Raw genomic sequence first — 14,712 nt, forward strand, 5'->3', positions numbered from 1 at the left:
ACCCACCCACTCACGGGTGAAGTTCGGCATTGGTTTTTGCCTGAGGGGGAAATACCGCAATGAATACATCTGACAATCGGCCGATTCATCAATTGATCAAGGCGGTGCTGGGGGAGCAGCGCATTGGCATGTTCGGGCCTTTCGATGACTACATCGCGCAAAACCCCAGCGTGTTCGACCTGATAAAACTAGGGCCTACCGGGTTAGAGAAGCTTGGCCTGAGTCAGGAAGAAGCCCACTCCCTGATAGTCCGAGGCGATGCCCTGGCCCTGTACATCGCCAGGGCGTTTCGTGAACAGAGCCTGAGGCCGGACGGCCCGAATGCGCAGAGCGCAGGGTGGGTGATAACCAAGGTTCCGACCTACGCAGAGTTGTTCAAGCCTGATTTCTCCGCCTGCAGCCCGGTCAATGCTCTTGAGTCCAGCGCCTCGACGACTGCCTATATGGTAGAGCTGCGCGAGTGGGTGCGCGACAAGCTTATCCCCCTCGGCGATGACGATCGAACGCTACCGCTGAGGGTACGACGGCCGGATGTGGACAAGCATCTGATCGACCCTATGGCGGTGAACCGCACCTTGTCCGCGCTTGAGATCGTCAATCGGGTACTCGAAGCTCAAATCAGCGCGAAACATTCGAATGACAGCATCGATGACTTGCTGCGCCGCACCCGCTTTCACAATGGCCTGCCCTTTGACCCGGATTGGGCAAGCATTATCTATGTCATCAAGGCCGCGCTCGGCAGCGGCTCGTTGGGTGAGCTCGTTGGTCGTACGGACACGGACTATCCGTATTTCAAGAACCCGGGGGCACGCGGCAGCAAGTCTGATATTGCACTGCGCCAGAGTACCGATTTCGGGCCCATCCGGCAGGCGCTGCTGCTGGAGGCTCCGTATTTCCCGCTCAACGGCACTCAGGCCGCGAAGCCGTTACGACGGGTCGATCCCCGGACCCGGTTGATCGATCCAGACCCTGACAAGTCTGCTGCGGATTTTTATCCGGAGAATTTCGGTCGAATTGGCCTTATTGATGTGCGCCAGTTATGGGCTTTTTCCATGGCGACACAACTTGCCCCGGCAGGTGTCGAGGCGCTTTTGGGATTGGCAGCCTTTGCCCCCACACTCTCTGAAAATGCCCCCGCGCTGGTAGATCCGGAGAAACCTGATTCCGGGGCGTATTTCGGGGCGGCGTTTATCCATGCGGAGCAAGGTCCGGCGATTACCTTGGTCCGGGGCGGGCCGGGGAACAATTTCGAGCTACACAATGTGGGTGAGGAGCCCAAAAAGCACCTTGAACACCGCATGGACCGCATCAACCGCAAGTGCCGTCTGGACCGCTGGCTGGGTTTGCCCAGCAACGAGGTCGACCAACTGCTGATGGCGGCGATCCACGCCGAACGGCGTGAGGGCCTTACCACCTCGGTGTGGATCACCGATAACACACTGCGGGCCCTGGGGCTGTTTCAAGTGTTGCGCACGGACTATGAATGCAGCGCCGAAGAATTCGCCGCGTTCATCGATGTGATGTCGGTGTACGGGCGGGACGAGGTGCTGTCCCACTTCGACCGTGTGTATAACCGGCAGTCGCTGTACCTCGAGCCCTTGAAGATCGATGACGTCGAGTTCGCGATCATCCCGAGGACCGAGGCCGATGAGCGCACGGTGCAGCAGATTTGCAGCGGGTTGGAGATCAACTTCGAGACCTATCGTTACCTGGCGACCGTGATTGCCAAGGCCTTTGACCTCAAGACCCATCTGATACGCAACCTGGAAGTGTTCTCCAGTTTTTATCGGTTGGTCAGGCTGGCTCGGCTGTTAGGGGTCACCCCGGTCGAAGCGACGGCGTTGCTGCAGACCCTGGGCGAAGGGGATGACTGGGTGGCGCAGCTGGCGGGTACCCCGCGAGTGGCGACCTACATGGGCGGTGAAAGCACGGATGTGTTGAGTGTGATACGGGCCCTGATGGACAGCGTGCGCTGGTCTCGCAGTTACAATATCGGCGTGTTGTGGCTGGTGCAGAACGTGAACCCGGTGGTGGTGCCGGCGGTCTGGTCCGAGGCGCAGGAGCGCTTGTTCCAGCAACTGCACAGCCAGGTGAAACCGGTGCGGTTGGTCGAGGCCATGTTGCTGGAAGAAGGGGTACCGGCACTTGTCGACAATATAACGGGCGAAAACAGAAGCTGGTTGCCGCTGTTTGACGCCTTGGTGGATGAGCACGGCCTGGTGATGGGGGAGCACGAAGAAACCGAGGAGCAGTATCTGGAGTACGCGCAGGACCAGATCATGGAAGTGCTTAAAAATGAGATGCCCGGTGAGGGCGAGCCTATCACACGTGAGCGCGAGCGTATTCAGGCACTCCTCCTGTCGGTGCTGCTGCGCATCAGGGCCGAGCAGCACTCCGTGGTGCAGGAAGCGCTTGCCGTGTTTCTCGGCCTGCGCTCGGAGCTGGTGCCGTGGGTGCTGTTCTGGGCTCAGGGCCACGCGTATCCGTTGTTGCAACAGGCCATGACGATGGGCCCGGGCGACAAGCGCCGCTCACTGGAAGAGCCGGACCCGGCAGATCCCTTTCTTGAAATGCTGGCAGAGCTGGAGCGGCGCAGCAAAGTGGCGACCGGACTGGCGCTGAGCCCCGAGCTGCTCGCCACGCTCCTGACGGGCGATCAGTACCAATGGTTCAGTCTGGAGAGCCCCTATGAGATGTCGATCAAGACCGTCTATTTTCTGGCGTTCTATGGCCGAATGATAACCTTGGCCCGGCAGCCTGAAGCCCAGATACTCGACTACTTGCGTCAGGTCAATCAACTGCCTGATGACCTCTCTGAGGACGGGATGCGCCTGGTGCGCGATGCCGCGGCCGACAAGCTGGCCGCGTATTTTGGCTGCGGGATCCGGCATGTGCTCGAATGCGCGGATCAGGCGAACCCGGTAGACCCGGACAGTGAGGTTCCGGCAAGACCGCTGCTGCGCACGCTTGCCCATCTGGACCTGTTGGTTCGCACCCTGGAGCTGTCGAGGCAAGGGCTGGATGCAACCACCGGGTTTATGTTGGGCCGTCTCACACCCAGGGATCTGGAGTCGGTCTATACCGCCGCCGCACAAACCGCGCTGGAGAGCCTGGCCAAATCAGCTACCTTGAAAATCGTCGAGGAGTCTGGCGAGGTCGGGCAGAGCGTCACTACGCGTTGCACCGTCGATTCGACCACCTTGATTGCCAACCTGGCGCAAGAGGTCGCCGTGTTCGACATCACCTTGCTCGATTTCTACGGTGAACCGCTCAAGGGTGTTGATATCGAATGGACCACGGATCTGGGGTATCTGCTCGACTCCACATCCAGGACCGACCACCTGGGACGCGCCACGGCCCGTCTGCAGGCGGGCGCGGGAATGGGCACGGCCCATGTCCGCTTCAACCTGCTGATGCGCGATCCAAGCTATGCACCGTCGGTGGTGATTGGCTGCGATGAAGCATCGCTCAACTTCCCATCGGAGCTCATGTCGAAGCTGCCCAATGATCCGGTTCTGGCAGGGCACCTCACAGAGGTGGAGGTCTACGCAACGCTGGTCGACATGTACGGCAATCGTGCCGCCTTACGACCGGTTGCCTGGGCGACCACCCATGGCCGCATCCGCCCCAGTGAGACCTTTACCGATAAAAATGGCGTCACCCGCGTCAGGATCTCCAGCCTGAGCGCAGGTGAGGCCAAGGTCTCGGTGACGTACCCGAATACTGAACACAGCGCGGACTTCAACGGGAAAATCACCTTTGAGGAGCGGCCGCGGATTCTCGATAAGCCTTACGCCATTAGTCAGGCGGTGCAGGGTCAGGTGCTAAAAATGCAGTGCAAGGTGGTCGGGCTCGGTGGGCAGCCGGTAGAGGGCGAGACCGTCAATTGGTGGACTAGCGAGTCAACTACCAGACACCCTGTAGAGAGTTCTGACGATGGACTGTGTACATTCGAACTCACGCCGCGGCCGGGCGGGCTGACCGTCTATGCGCAACGGGGCACTGACTCCGTTATGAGCGTTGAAATTTGGGTGGCGAATGACGTCTTCATCCCGAGTTACTCCGTGGACTATCGGCTTCCAGTTGCCGGTGCTCGTGAGCCCAGCATGCTCTGGATTGATGTCAAGGTGCAGAACACCCCGGCAGCACTGGGCGTCGCCAACTATCCGATCGAATGGAAGGTCGAAAGCGTCCCGGCAGGCAACGGATTTCCAACCACCGAGGTCATCACGACCAATGCCGAAGGCCGTTCGAACTTCCCGTTCAAACAGCCAAGGCCTGGCAAGTACCGGGTTACGGCAACGTTGGTAGGCAAAGAAGACAAGACACAGCTGTTCGAGCTGACGGTCATTCCGGCCTTCGTATGGAAGGTCAAACTGATCCCCACGCGTCCATCCGGGCCCGAGCAGATCATCCTTCCTGGCACTGGTCAGTTCGAACTGTTCCGAGGCGAAGAGTATGAGCTCGAGATCGTTCCCGATGACCTTGTGCCACTCAAGGACTCCCAAGGCGCGTTGGGCTGGAGTTCCGATTACACGAGGAAAGCCCTGGGGCTGGAGTTCGATCCGCCACTCGCCGCGCACTTTACGTTTGAGGGCGATCAGAAGCAGACCTGGACCATCAAGGCGGGCGACCTCAAGAGCGGCACGTTCCAGCTGGGCTTGCTCTGTGACCGGCTCAATGAGGCCTTGATCCTGGAGGGGACATTGAGTAAGCGCCCATTGCCCAAACGACCGCGCTCGGCCTGAGGCCCGGCACTATCGAATCATTGATCGGGCGGTGCCTGCCCGAACCTACTGTTGGCCTGCCGTGGCGTTGCGTCGCCACGGGTCTGGCCCCTCAAGCGTCGCGACAGGGAGCAAGAACGTGGACAAACTCCATATCGATGAACTGGCGGAACTGCGCAGGGATGCGCTGGTGCAATACATTCTGGGCCAGAAAGCCTGGGAGGGCGCGGTGGCCCTGCTGACACCCAATGATCTGTATGAATACCTGATGACCGACCCACAGGACAGCGCCAAGCTGCAGGCGACCTGGGTTTCGGCCCTCGTCAGGTGCCTGCAACAGCATATTCAAGCGGTCTACAGCGGCATGGAACCCGGTTACGAGGACAGCCACTTCGACGAGGAGGATTTGCAACACTGGTATCAGATTCTCAGTCACTACGGCACCTGGGCCGGTAACCAGATGCTTATGGACTATGCGGAGAACTACATCGTCCCGTCGCTGCGCCTGAAAAAAACCGCATTGTTCAAGGCCCTTGAAAACAGCCTGAACCAGATGCGCCTCAGTACCGGCTCCGTGCAGTTGGCCCTGCAAGAGTACTTGCAGAGCTTCCAGCGCACCTGTGATCTTGAAGTGATCAGTGGCTACATCGATGGCGGCAATTACCAGGACGCGCCGTATTACTTTATCGGCAGAGAAAGAACCCCTCCCCACGCGTATTACTGGCGCAAGGCTCGGGTCGAGCTGACCGATACCACCCCAACGCTCAACCCCACGGCCTGGGGCGAGTGGCAGTTGATCGATACGGGGGCGACGGGCAAGGTGCTGGATATCCGTCCGGTGCATTGCGGGGGCCGCCTGATGCTGGTCTGGTGTGAATGGCGAGATCGGCAGCTGGATAGTGAGGGGCGGGTGAGCGTGCCTTGGTCTCTGGAGATAAAGGTCACGCATGCCGGCCTGAATGGCCAGTGGTCACCGCCCATGACCTTGCATCAGCGTGACTGTGATCACGATGTCTCCAAGGGCCGGATGACCGCGGTGGTCTTTGGCGGCGGTGACCCTCGTGCTGACCGCCTGGCGGTTTGCTACACCAATCGCTCATCCCTGACAGCGGTCTCGGCGCTCAAGGACATAGAGATTCATGTCAACCTCGATACGATGTTTCGCAAGGTAGCGGACGACCGGCTGGCGATGCTGGCGTTGACCTTTGCCCGTTTTCAGTCGCCGGACACCTTGCAGCACAAAATCCTTCCGACAGATCTCTCGCCCATCACTATCGGGTTTACGAAGGATGTTGAAGGCAGCATCAATGATCAGCTGTCGCTGGAGGTGATCCACACGCGCGAAGCTGATGGGGGTAAGGTCTGGGACGTCTTGCGGGTTCGCGGGCGTTGCGATGCCGTGAGGGAGGACCGGCGCGCGATCAAGACGCTGTCCATTGGCTGGCAAGGGCGTGCTTCAGTGACAACTCCGGTGTTTGATATCCGGCTGGTCGAAGCGGGGGAGGATCGACTCACGGTCACCTTCAGCACTTCTGCTAAACCGGCCGCCGCTCTTGAGCTGAAGTTCAACGCGGTGCTATTTCATTCGTTTGCCGTTGCTGATTTCAAGGAAACCGAGGCCGGTACAGATGTCTGGGTCGCAACTGCCGTCACTAAAAAGTTGTCAGCAGCGCAATTGTCGGCACTGATGGTGATGACGCCAGAAAAGATTTTGACCGGCGCGGGTTTTTCGGTGCCGCTGTTGGGAGAGACGCTGGCGAACGAGACCAATCAGCTCGTACCGAAGATTTTCTACGCCGCGGCGCCCTTCATACTGAGTTTTTCTGCCAGAACCGTGATCGACCCTCCAGACTGGACCGCGACCGGTGAATTGAACGGTGACTTCGCAACGCCCTGGTTGGTTTACCGCAGGGATATTGCGGCCGTTTCAACCCTCGCCACGTTCCCCATTGATTCGCCGATGGCATTCACCTTTGGTGTAGTGGGCTCAGACCTGGCATATGGACGAAATGGCTATCAGGTGACCCTGACCCGTGCCTCACAGCTGTATGACATTCCTTCCATCGACAACAGCAACCCTGACGCGGCGCAGTTCCTGAGTTTCAATAAATCTGCTCAGGCCCTCAAGTTTGTCCGTCTGAACTCCAAGTTCGGCCCGGTGCTGGTAGAGCGCGCAGCGATCTCAACCGACGCGGTGCTGGCCTGGGACATCCAGCATGTCGAAGAACCTCCACTACCGAACGGGACTGTTGAAACGAACGGGCCGTTCGATGGCTGCAATGGCTTGTTTTTTTGGGAGCTGTTTTTCCACCTGCCGGACCTGGTGGGGTCACGCCTGATGGAGGAAGGCCGTTTTCGCGAAGCGCAAGGTTGGTTCGAATACATTTTCAACCCGCTGGCGCGGGCGATAGAGGCGGATCCAGATGATCTTGACGTCATCCCGGCCCCTCCTTTCTGGCGTTGCCGTCCCTTGAACATTCCCCTCAATCCGGCCTATGAGGCGTTTGCCCCCCACGACCCGGATGCGATCGGATATACCGCACCGGTTCACATGCAAATCGCCATTTTCATGCGCTATGTCCGCAACCTGATTGCCTGGGGCGATGGGTTGTATCGCCAGTTGAGCCGCGACAGCATGGTCGCCGCCAAACTGTGCTACGTCAGAGCGTTATCGTTGATGGGCGAGGAGCCGGATGTACGCACGGCCAACGCCTGGACGCCGGCCAAACTGGAGGATTTATTGGAACAGATCCGGGGGCGGGAAGACCTCAAGGCGTTCGAGGCTGCTTTTGACCTCCACCAGGCGGAGGTCCCGTTGGGCATGTCGGCCACGCCTCGGTTGGGTTTGCTGGGCAGCGGTGTTTTCCGGCCTCCGGTCAACGAGCAGTTGATAGCAGTCTGGGCCATTCTCAAGCAACGGCTGGCCAACCTGCGCAACGACCTGACGATCGATGGCAAGCCGCTGTCGATTCCGCTGTTCGACGCGCCGGTCGAGCCGCTGGACCTGTTGCGGGCGCAGGGGCAGGGGAACTCGGGCGTGCCACGCAATCCTGGTGGCCAGGTGCAGGTGGTGCCGCATCGCTGGCGTGTCATGCATGAGATGGCCCTGCGTGGAGTACAAGCCCTCGCCGAGTATGGCGATCAGGTTCGCCTGTGCCTGGAGCAACGTGACCGCGGGCAACAAGAGGAACTGCAGCAGAAACAGATGCTTGAGCTGGGGAGCTATGCCAGGACTGTACAGATGGAAACCATCGCTCAGTTGGTGGCGACTGAAGCCTCCTTGAGGCAGAGCGAGGTCATGGTCAAGGCGCGGGCGGATCATTACACCAAATTGGCCGATCCCAAAGAAGGAGGAGGGGTGTCGCAGGCCGAGTATGACGTTCTGGAAAAAACCCTGTTGGCGAAAAGTGTTGGCCTGGGTGCAGCGGCCCTGCAGACGGTTGGGGCTGGGCTCGATGTGCTTCCCAATATTTTTGGGGTTGCAGCTGGTGGCTATCGATTGGCGGCTATTCCCTATGCCATCGGCTACGGTATCCAGGTTGCTGTAGATGCCTTGTTGATCGAAGCCGAGGAGACCGGAATCAACGAGCAGTACCGGCGTCGTCAGGTGGAGTGGGAATTGGCCCGCGACCAGGCGGGCCTGGAAGCCCAGACGCTACGCAAGCAGATCGAGGCCCAGCGACATGCCATCAACGCAGCCCGGGCCAGCCTGGAGCAAACCGACCTCGCCAATGCCCACGCCCAGCAACTGTTTGCGTTCTACAAGAACCGTAGCACCAGTCAGGCGCTTTACAGCTGGATGCTGGGGCAAATGAAAACCTTGTACTTTCAACTCTACGATGCCGTGGTTGCGCTGTGCCTGAGTGCCGAGACGTGCTGGCAGTATGAAATGGGCGATTACCAGGAGCGTTTCATCCGCCCGGATGTCTGGCTGGACACCTTCCATGGCTTGACCGCCGCCTACTCGTTGAAACTGGACCTGCTCAAAATGGAGTCGGCCTACCTCAAACGCAACGAGCGCCGGATCGAATTGGTCAAGACGATCTCCCTCAAGACGCTGCTGGAAGGGGGGAGTGAGGATGATAAAAAACATTGGAAGGAGCTTTTGGCAGGCGACCGCGGGACGCTCGACTTTACGCTTGGGCAGAAATGCTTCGATAAGGACTACCCAGGGCATTACTGCCGACAGATCAGTTCGGTGGCGATTACCTTTCCGGCAGTGTTGGCCCCTTATCAGGACGTTCGCGCCCTCCTGATGCAGGTGGGCAGCTATACGGCAACCCAACCGACCCTCGATTCAGTGAAGTACCTGCACGAGCTGCCCTCCAGTGATCCGATACCGCTGGGGGTGATTCTGAATGTGCGCCCCCACCAGCAAATCGGTGTGTCAAAGGGGCTGGAAGATAACGGTATCGTCATGGATTTCGACAATAGCCGCTACCAACCTTTCGAAGGCACTGGCGCGGTGTCAACGTGGAGATTGACGTTTCCACGGCATGGGGACACGCCACAACAAACACTGCTCAACTCGTTGACAGACATCATCCTCCACCTCAGTTACACGGCTAAAGACGGTGGGACGGCCTTCGCTGCGGCGGTTGAAGGCAAACTTGGATCTGCGACGTGACCGGGGCGCAGCCCGGTAAGGGCAGAGCACATCAATTGCACTTGAAGAGGGTGTGCTCATGAGCGAGCCAACGATCACTGCCAATCACAACTTTATTGTCAATGGGCAGTTCCTCGAGACCTTGGAGGCTCCCTGGATAGTTAATGATGATGCAAAGGTCATCATCGCTGAAGAGCAGTGGAACGGCGCTGCCACCAAGCATCTGCGCCTGGTCAACGAGGGGACTGCCGAACAAACCATTACGCTGGTGGACCTTCCGAAACCAACGGCGGGTAGGGCTGACTATCGACTGAGTTTCTGGTACGAGGCCACTCAGGGCGCGGAGTGTAAGGTGCAGATTTCCTCTGGATCGAGCGGAACGAAGACGGAGCTTCTTGTGCCAACGCGCCTTGGCGAACTGGAGCGCGGCGATGAGTCCGAGGAACCCTTTGATCTGGATCTTCAGCGGCGTGAATATAACCTCGACTGGTTGAAACCGGAGGAGACCACCGTCACCATCACGTTCATCAGTCCGGCAAATGATCGTCCGGGTATGTCTCGGGGATTACGTGTCACCCAGGTGATGATTGAACTGGTCCTTGAAGACTTGAAACTGAAGAGCTGGACACTGGACCCGCTGGACCCGCTTGTCCACACGCTCGATAAACCATTGCGTCTATGCTTCGGTGCCACTGGCGAAGACGCTTTTGCGTTCACGATGAAACCGGTCGATGACAGCGTGTGGAACGGGACGAAGGTGGGGTTGCTGGTGAATGAGCAGACCACCGACCCCAGAGACATGATCGGTACATCGCCGCCCTTGGGATCGGAGCAGTCCATAGAAGGGACGTGGTTGATCAGTTGCGCGGACGCGGACGGTGACGAAGAGGACATTGAAAGCGTACTGAACGTTCGCAGTCAGTACACCGCGCCAATCTATTCGATACCGGTTTTGTTGGGTAATTACCGGCTCGATATCGTCGCGGTGAGAGAGGCCGATTACTACCCGGTGGTTGATCTTAAGCAAGAGGTGAGGCTGACCGTACGTGTGGAGTCCCACTATACGAAAAGACCCATGGCCAATCGTGAGGTCACCTGGACCCTGAAAGGTCCGAACGTCAAGGGCGATATTGTGTTGCTCAGGCAACCCACTGACGGTGTGGGTGAAGCCAGTTGCACCTACACACCGGATAAGAAGGGCGAGTATGAAATCGTCGCCTCCGTCGACAGTCATTATAAAAAGGACGACGCCAGGTACGCGTTCAATGTGCGTGTCCTGAAGGAGGATCCATGGCTGAGCGCAACATTTTCGCTTGATGGTCCGCCCCGTTCCTGGACGTGGGGAGAGCAGACCGCCTACCCAGGTCGCGGCGCGACTCATGGGGTGACGCTGGCGTTCCCGACCAGCCACGCATTGGCCGATACCGACCTGGCGTTGCATTGGACGGGGGACGATACGCCCGATGGTCTGGGCGTGACATTCGAGCCCGAGCTTGATGCCTTGATCCCTATCGCGGGGCAGGGTCTGACGTGGAAAATGGCGTGTGAGAATCGAAGAAACAGCCGTTTCGAGTTCAGCGTCCGCTGTTCGAAACTGTTGAAACCATCCCCCTTCCAGACGCTGGAGTTGGCCCATAACAGGTTGGCTCTTGGGGAGGTGAAGCAGTCATCGAGATTTCCGGCGGTGGGCGGTGCCGACCTCCAGTTGGAAGTTCAAATACTGTCGCAGGTTCCCGATGTGGGGGGCGTGTCAGGGGTTGATGTCCAGTGGAGTATCAACGAGTCGCCCGACGAGACATTGCGGACGGGCATGGACGGTTGGTGTGTGTACCCCTTCAGTCCTGTCGAGGAAGGTGCTTTCAAGATCACAGCCGAAGCATTCAGCCCTTATGAGCCCCCGAATCCCAAGTATGAATTCGATGTCACGGTTTTGGCTGAAAATCCATGGAACAAGCTGGTAACCGTGACACTGAATAGCCGCCAAGAAGAAAGGGTCGGACTGCTCTGTTTTCGCAATGTTGAGCCGGTAGACCTGCTGATCATGCCGGCTGAAGACACCCTTTTGTGCGAAGAAATCTATCTGGATCTGACGAGTGCAGGCGATTCGAGTCTGGGCTTTTTCTTCAACCCTCCGATGGAAAACAAGCGTCGATTGACCGAGAACGGGTTGACTTGGAAGGTTCATTCAACCTCCGAAATCAGTGCTCGTTTCCAGTTGAACGTGTGCCATGACGATTTGTCGCCTTTTGAGTTGCAGGGGCGACTGCTGTCGAAAACACTTGAGGAAGAGGGAACGTTCGAGTTCGACGACAAGAAGCTGGCCTTCGGAAGCACGGCGTATCCCTGTCTGGGAGGTGAGCACACCTTACGCTTTACTCCCAATCCCAGCAGCCTGTTGATCGGGCTTGAGGTCACGGCAAAGTTGGCCGATGCGTCAAGCCATGCACTCAATCTGGAGCTTGAACCTAAAACTCCGCGGGAACTCACAAGTGACGGCCTGGAGTGGACGCTGGACGGTCGCGACAGCACCGAAAGCGGGATGTCGGGGCTCTCGCTGGAGCTCAATCAGGCCGGGTTTACTTTCCCAGCGGTGCCTATGTCGTTGGGGCACAACCGAGTCAAGATAGCAAAGGTGCGTGAGGCCAGTTTTGATCCGGAGGTGGGGCAGACCGTCACACTGTGGCTCAATGCAGAGTCTTTCTATACCCGTCAGGCAGTGGCAGATGTCGAGGTGAGTTTTAAGCACGGAGGCACTTCAACACCGATTTTTACCGAGAATGACGGCTGGGCAAAATTTGATTACCCCGCCACACAACCGGGTGAAGACTGCGTTATCGCCACGGTGCGAAGCCCATACGATGAGCCTGATGCTTTCCCTTCTCATACCTTTGAAATCAAGGTGATAGCCGCTGGCACCGAAGAGTCGGGCACCCGTGTGTCGACTTCAACAACGCAGACGAAAAAGGGATAACTCATGGTCGACCAAAAAGATCTGCAGAATAACCGTGTTGAGATTGGCCAAGTGCGTGAAGCCACTTTTGATCCGGTAGTCGGTGAAAGCGTTGTCCTGGCGCTCAGGGTGCGCTCGTCCAGCACCCAGTTGGCGGCGTCGAATATAGAGGTGATCTTTACGGTCGAACAAACGCCTTGGCGGGTGGGTACCGACGACACTGGCTGGGCAAGTTTTACCTATAAGGCCGACAGACCAGGGGACGTTGTAGTGGTCGCTACGCTGGACAGCGTAAACGATGGCCCCGAGGCTGCTCCATTACATACATTCCGCTTCAAGGCACTGGCCGCGGGTGTCTGGGACGATGCCCAGATCCAACTGAACACCGATTCGGTAACCGTCTGGGGCGCCGAGACCCGGTTCCCCCGGCTCACTCAGTCTCATACCGTCAAATTGTCGGTAGCCAATGCGAATAGCCCTTTGCTCGGTCGCGACGTTTGCCTGGGATTGAAGGGCTACTCCTCGGCCAGTGAACTGGGATTGACCGTGACGCCAGCGTTGGGTGAGTCCCGACGATTGACCTCAGCCGGTTTGAGTTGGCAGTGCACCGGCACGATCGGCGGCGCTTATGCATTGCAACTGGCGGCCTCTCGCCTGCTCATGAAGTCACCGGTCAATGCGATGTCGTTGGGGGCATTCATCCCCACGACCGGGTTGCCTGCCGGTATTACTTACCGGGTGGGTGATCAACTGTCCGAGGTGAAGGGTTCCGAGATTGTGGTGAGGATTCCGTTGGGAGCCTCTGTTGTGTTCAGCATTTCGGTTCCTTCCGAGATGCTGAATGGGATGGCGTCGTTCGAATTGCTTGAGGGGCGGGACGTAGGTTTTTCCTCGATGCTTGATTCCCCACAGCAGTTCAGCCAACGGACTAAAGAATGGAAAGTTCTGGCTTCGGTGTGGGGACTTGACGAGTACATCTTTCGGTTGACGTACTCCGCTTTCCCGGATTCTTCACAGATACTGAAATTTCTGGTCGAGTAATCTGACGTTGACCCCGATCAATGGTCAGAAGGCTCCCGCTTTTTTCCAGCTCAAATACCGCGTCACCAACTCGGCCCCCAGTTCTGCGGGCCGAGCATCCACCACCTGCACTCCATGAGCACTCAACCGCTCATGGAGTTCCGCCCGTTCATTCAAGTAATCCACCGTCCCGCAGTAGGCCAGCGCCTCCGGCAAGGTTTGCACCGGCGTGTGTCGCAGGTTGTCGAGCAGGTCTTCGCGCAGGCTCGCCACCAACACCCGATGCTGCTTGCTCAGGCGCTTGACGGCGGTGAGCAGTTCGTCATCGTCTTCGTCCCGCAGGTTGGTCACCAGCACCACCAGAGCCCGGCGTTTTTGCCGGGCCAATAATTGGTTGGCGGCGGCCTGGTAATCGGCGGGGCGCTGGGTGCTGTTGAGGTCGTAGACGGTGTTGAGCAGGACCTTGAGTTGTTGAGTGCCTTTGACCGGGGCGAGGTAATGCGGGCGGTCGCTGGCGAAGGTACTCAGGCCTACCGCATCGCCTTGGCGCAGGGCGATGTAGCTGAGCAACAGGCAGGCGTTGAGTGCGTGATCGAAATGCGCCAGTTCACCGTCCTGGCTGCGCATGCGGCGACCGCAGTCGAGCATGAAGATGATTTGCTGATCGCGCTCGTCCTGGTACTCCCGGGCGATGGGCGTGCGTTGGCGGGCGGTGGCTTTCCAGTCGATCTGGCGCAGGCTGTCGCCTTCGCGGAATTCACGCAGTTGATGAAACTCCAGACCCAGGCCGCGTCGCTGGCGTTGGCGCACGCCAAGTTGGCTGAGCCAGTTGTCCACGGCCAACAGCTGGCCGCCGTAGAGGCGGGCGAAGTCGGGATAGACGCGGGTGTTGTCGGTCACATTGAGCAGGCGTTTGTCGGACCATAAACCCAATGGGCTCGGCAGGCTGATTTCGCAGTGTTCGTAGGTGAAATGACCGCGTTTGAGCGGGCGCAGGCGATAGCCGATCTGGCTTTGCTGGCCGGGTTGCAGCTCGATCGACAGAGGCAGGTTTTCGAAGCTCAGGCCTTCCGGCACATGGTCGAAAATCTGTACGGTCAGTGGTTGATCAAAGTCATGCTCGATTTCCAGTCGCACTTCACCCCATCGACCGAGTGCAAGGCTACCGGGCATTTGTCGCTGGAGGCGGGGAGAGGGCAGGCGCTTGAGGTGGATGCCGTCGAGCATTGCCAGGGCCAGCAGTGCCAGCAGCAATCCCCAGTTGATCGATAACAGGCTCGAGGGAACCGCAAATTCCAATGCCCGCAACGCGCCCAGCACGATGCCGATGGCCAGCAACACGGCGAGCCAGATCAACAGAAGCCGGGACGGTTTCATTGCGTGACACCGTGTGGCCTGTTGAAAAGATC

Annotated in this window: 5 protein-coding genes; 4 read left to right on the plus strand and 1 reads right to left on the minus strand. The window is 58.5% G+C overall.

The features are described from left to right. Positions 1 to 59: 59 nt before the first annotated feature. The 4 genes from ACIQU2_RS18225 (at position 60) to ACIQU2_RS18240 (ending at position 13,324) form a co-directional block, all read left to right on the plus strand. Positions 60 to 4,748, plus strand: coding sequence for an Ig-like domain-containing protein (locus tag ACIQU2_RS18225; RefSeq protein WP_403143079.1), 4,689 nt, complete (start codon positions 60 to 62; stop codon positions 4,746 to 4,748). Positions 4,749 to 4,866: 118 nt separating this feature from the next. Next, positions 4,867 to 9,354, plus strand: a complete 4,488-nt coding sequence (locus tag ACIQU2_RS18230; RefSeq protein ID WP_403143081.1) for a neuraminidase-like domain-containing protein — start codon at positions 4,867 to 4,869, stop codon at positions 9,352 to 9,354. Positions 9,355 to 9,412: 58 nt separating this feature from the next. Continuing rightward, positions 9,413 to 12,304: a hypothetical protein gene (locus tag ACIQU2_RS18235; RefSeq protein WP_403143083.1), complete on the plus strand. Its 2,892-nt coding sequence runs from the start codon at positions 9,413 to 9,415 to the stop codon at positions 12,302 to 12,304. 3 nt (positions 12,305 to 12,307) lie between these two features. Further along, positions 12,308 to 13,324 carry a hypothetical protein gene (locus tag ACIQU2_RS18240; RefSeq protein ID WP_403143084.1) on the plus strand — a complete coding sequence of 339 codons (1,017 nt, stop codon included), beginning with the start codon at positions 12,308 to 12,310 and terminating at the stop codon, positions 13,322 to 13,324. 24 nt (positions 13,325 to 13,348) lie between these two features. Here ACIQU2_RS18240 and ACIQU2_RS18245 read toward each other — a convergent pair whose 3' ends face one another. Then, complete coding sequence (locus ACIQU2_RS18245) at positions 13,349 to 14,680, minus strand: DUF58 domain-containing protein (RefSeq protein ID WP_403143087.1); 1,332 nt, start codon at positions 14,678 to 14,680, stop codon at positions 13,349 to 13,351. Positions 14,681 to 14,712 lie beyond the last annotated feature (32 nt).

The organism is Pseudomonas sp. NPDC098740 (genome assembly GCF_044760065.1).
GTDB lineage: Bacteria > Pseudomonadota > Gammaproteobacteria > Pseudomonadales > Pseudomonadaceae > Aquipseudomonas > Aquipseudomonas rossensis.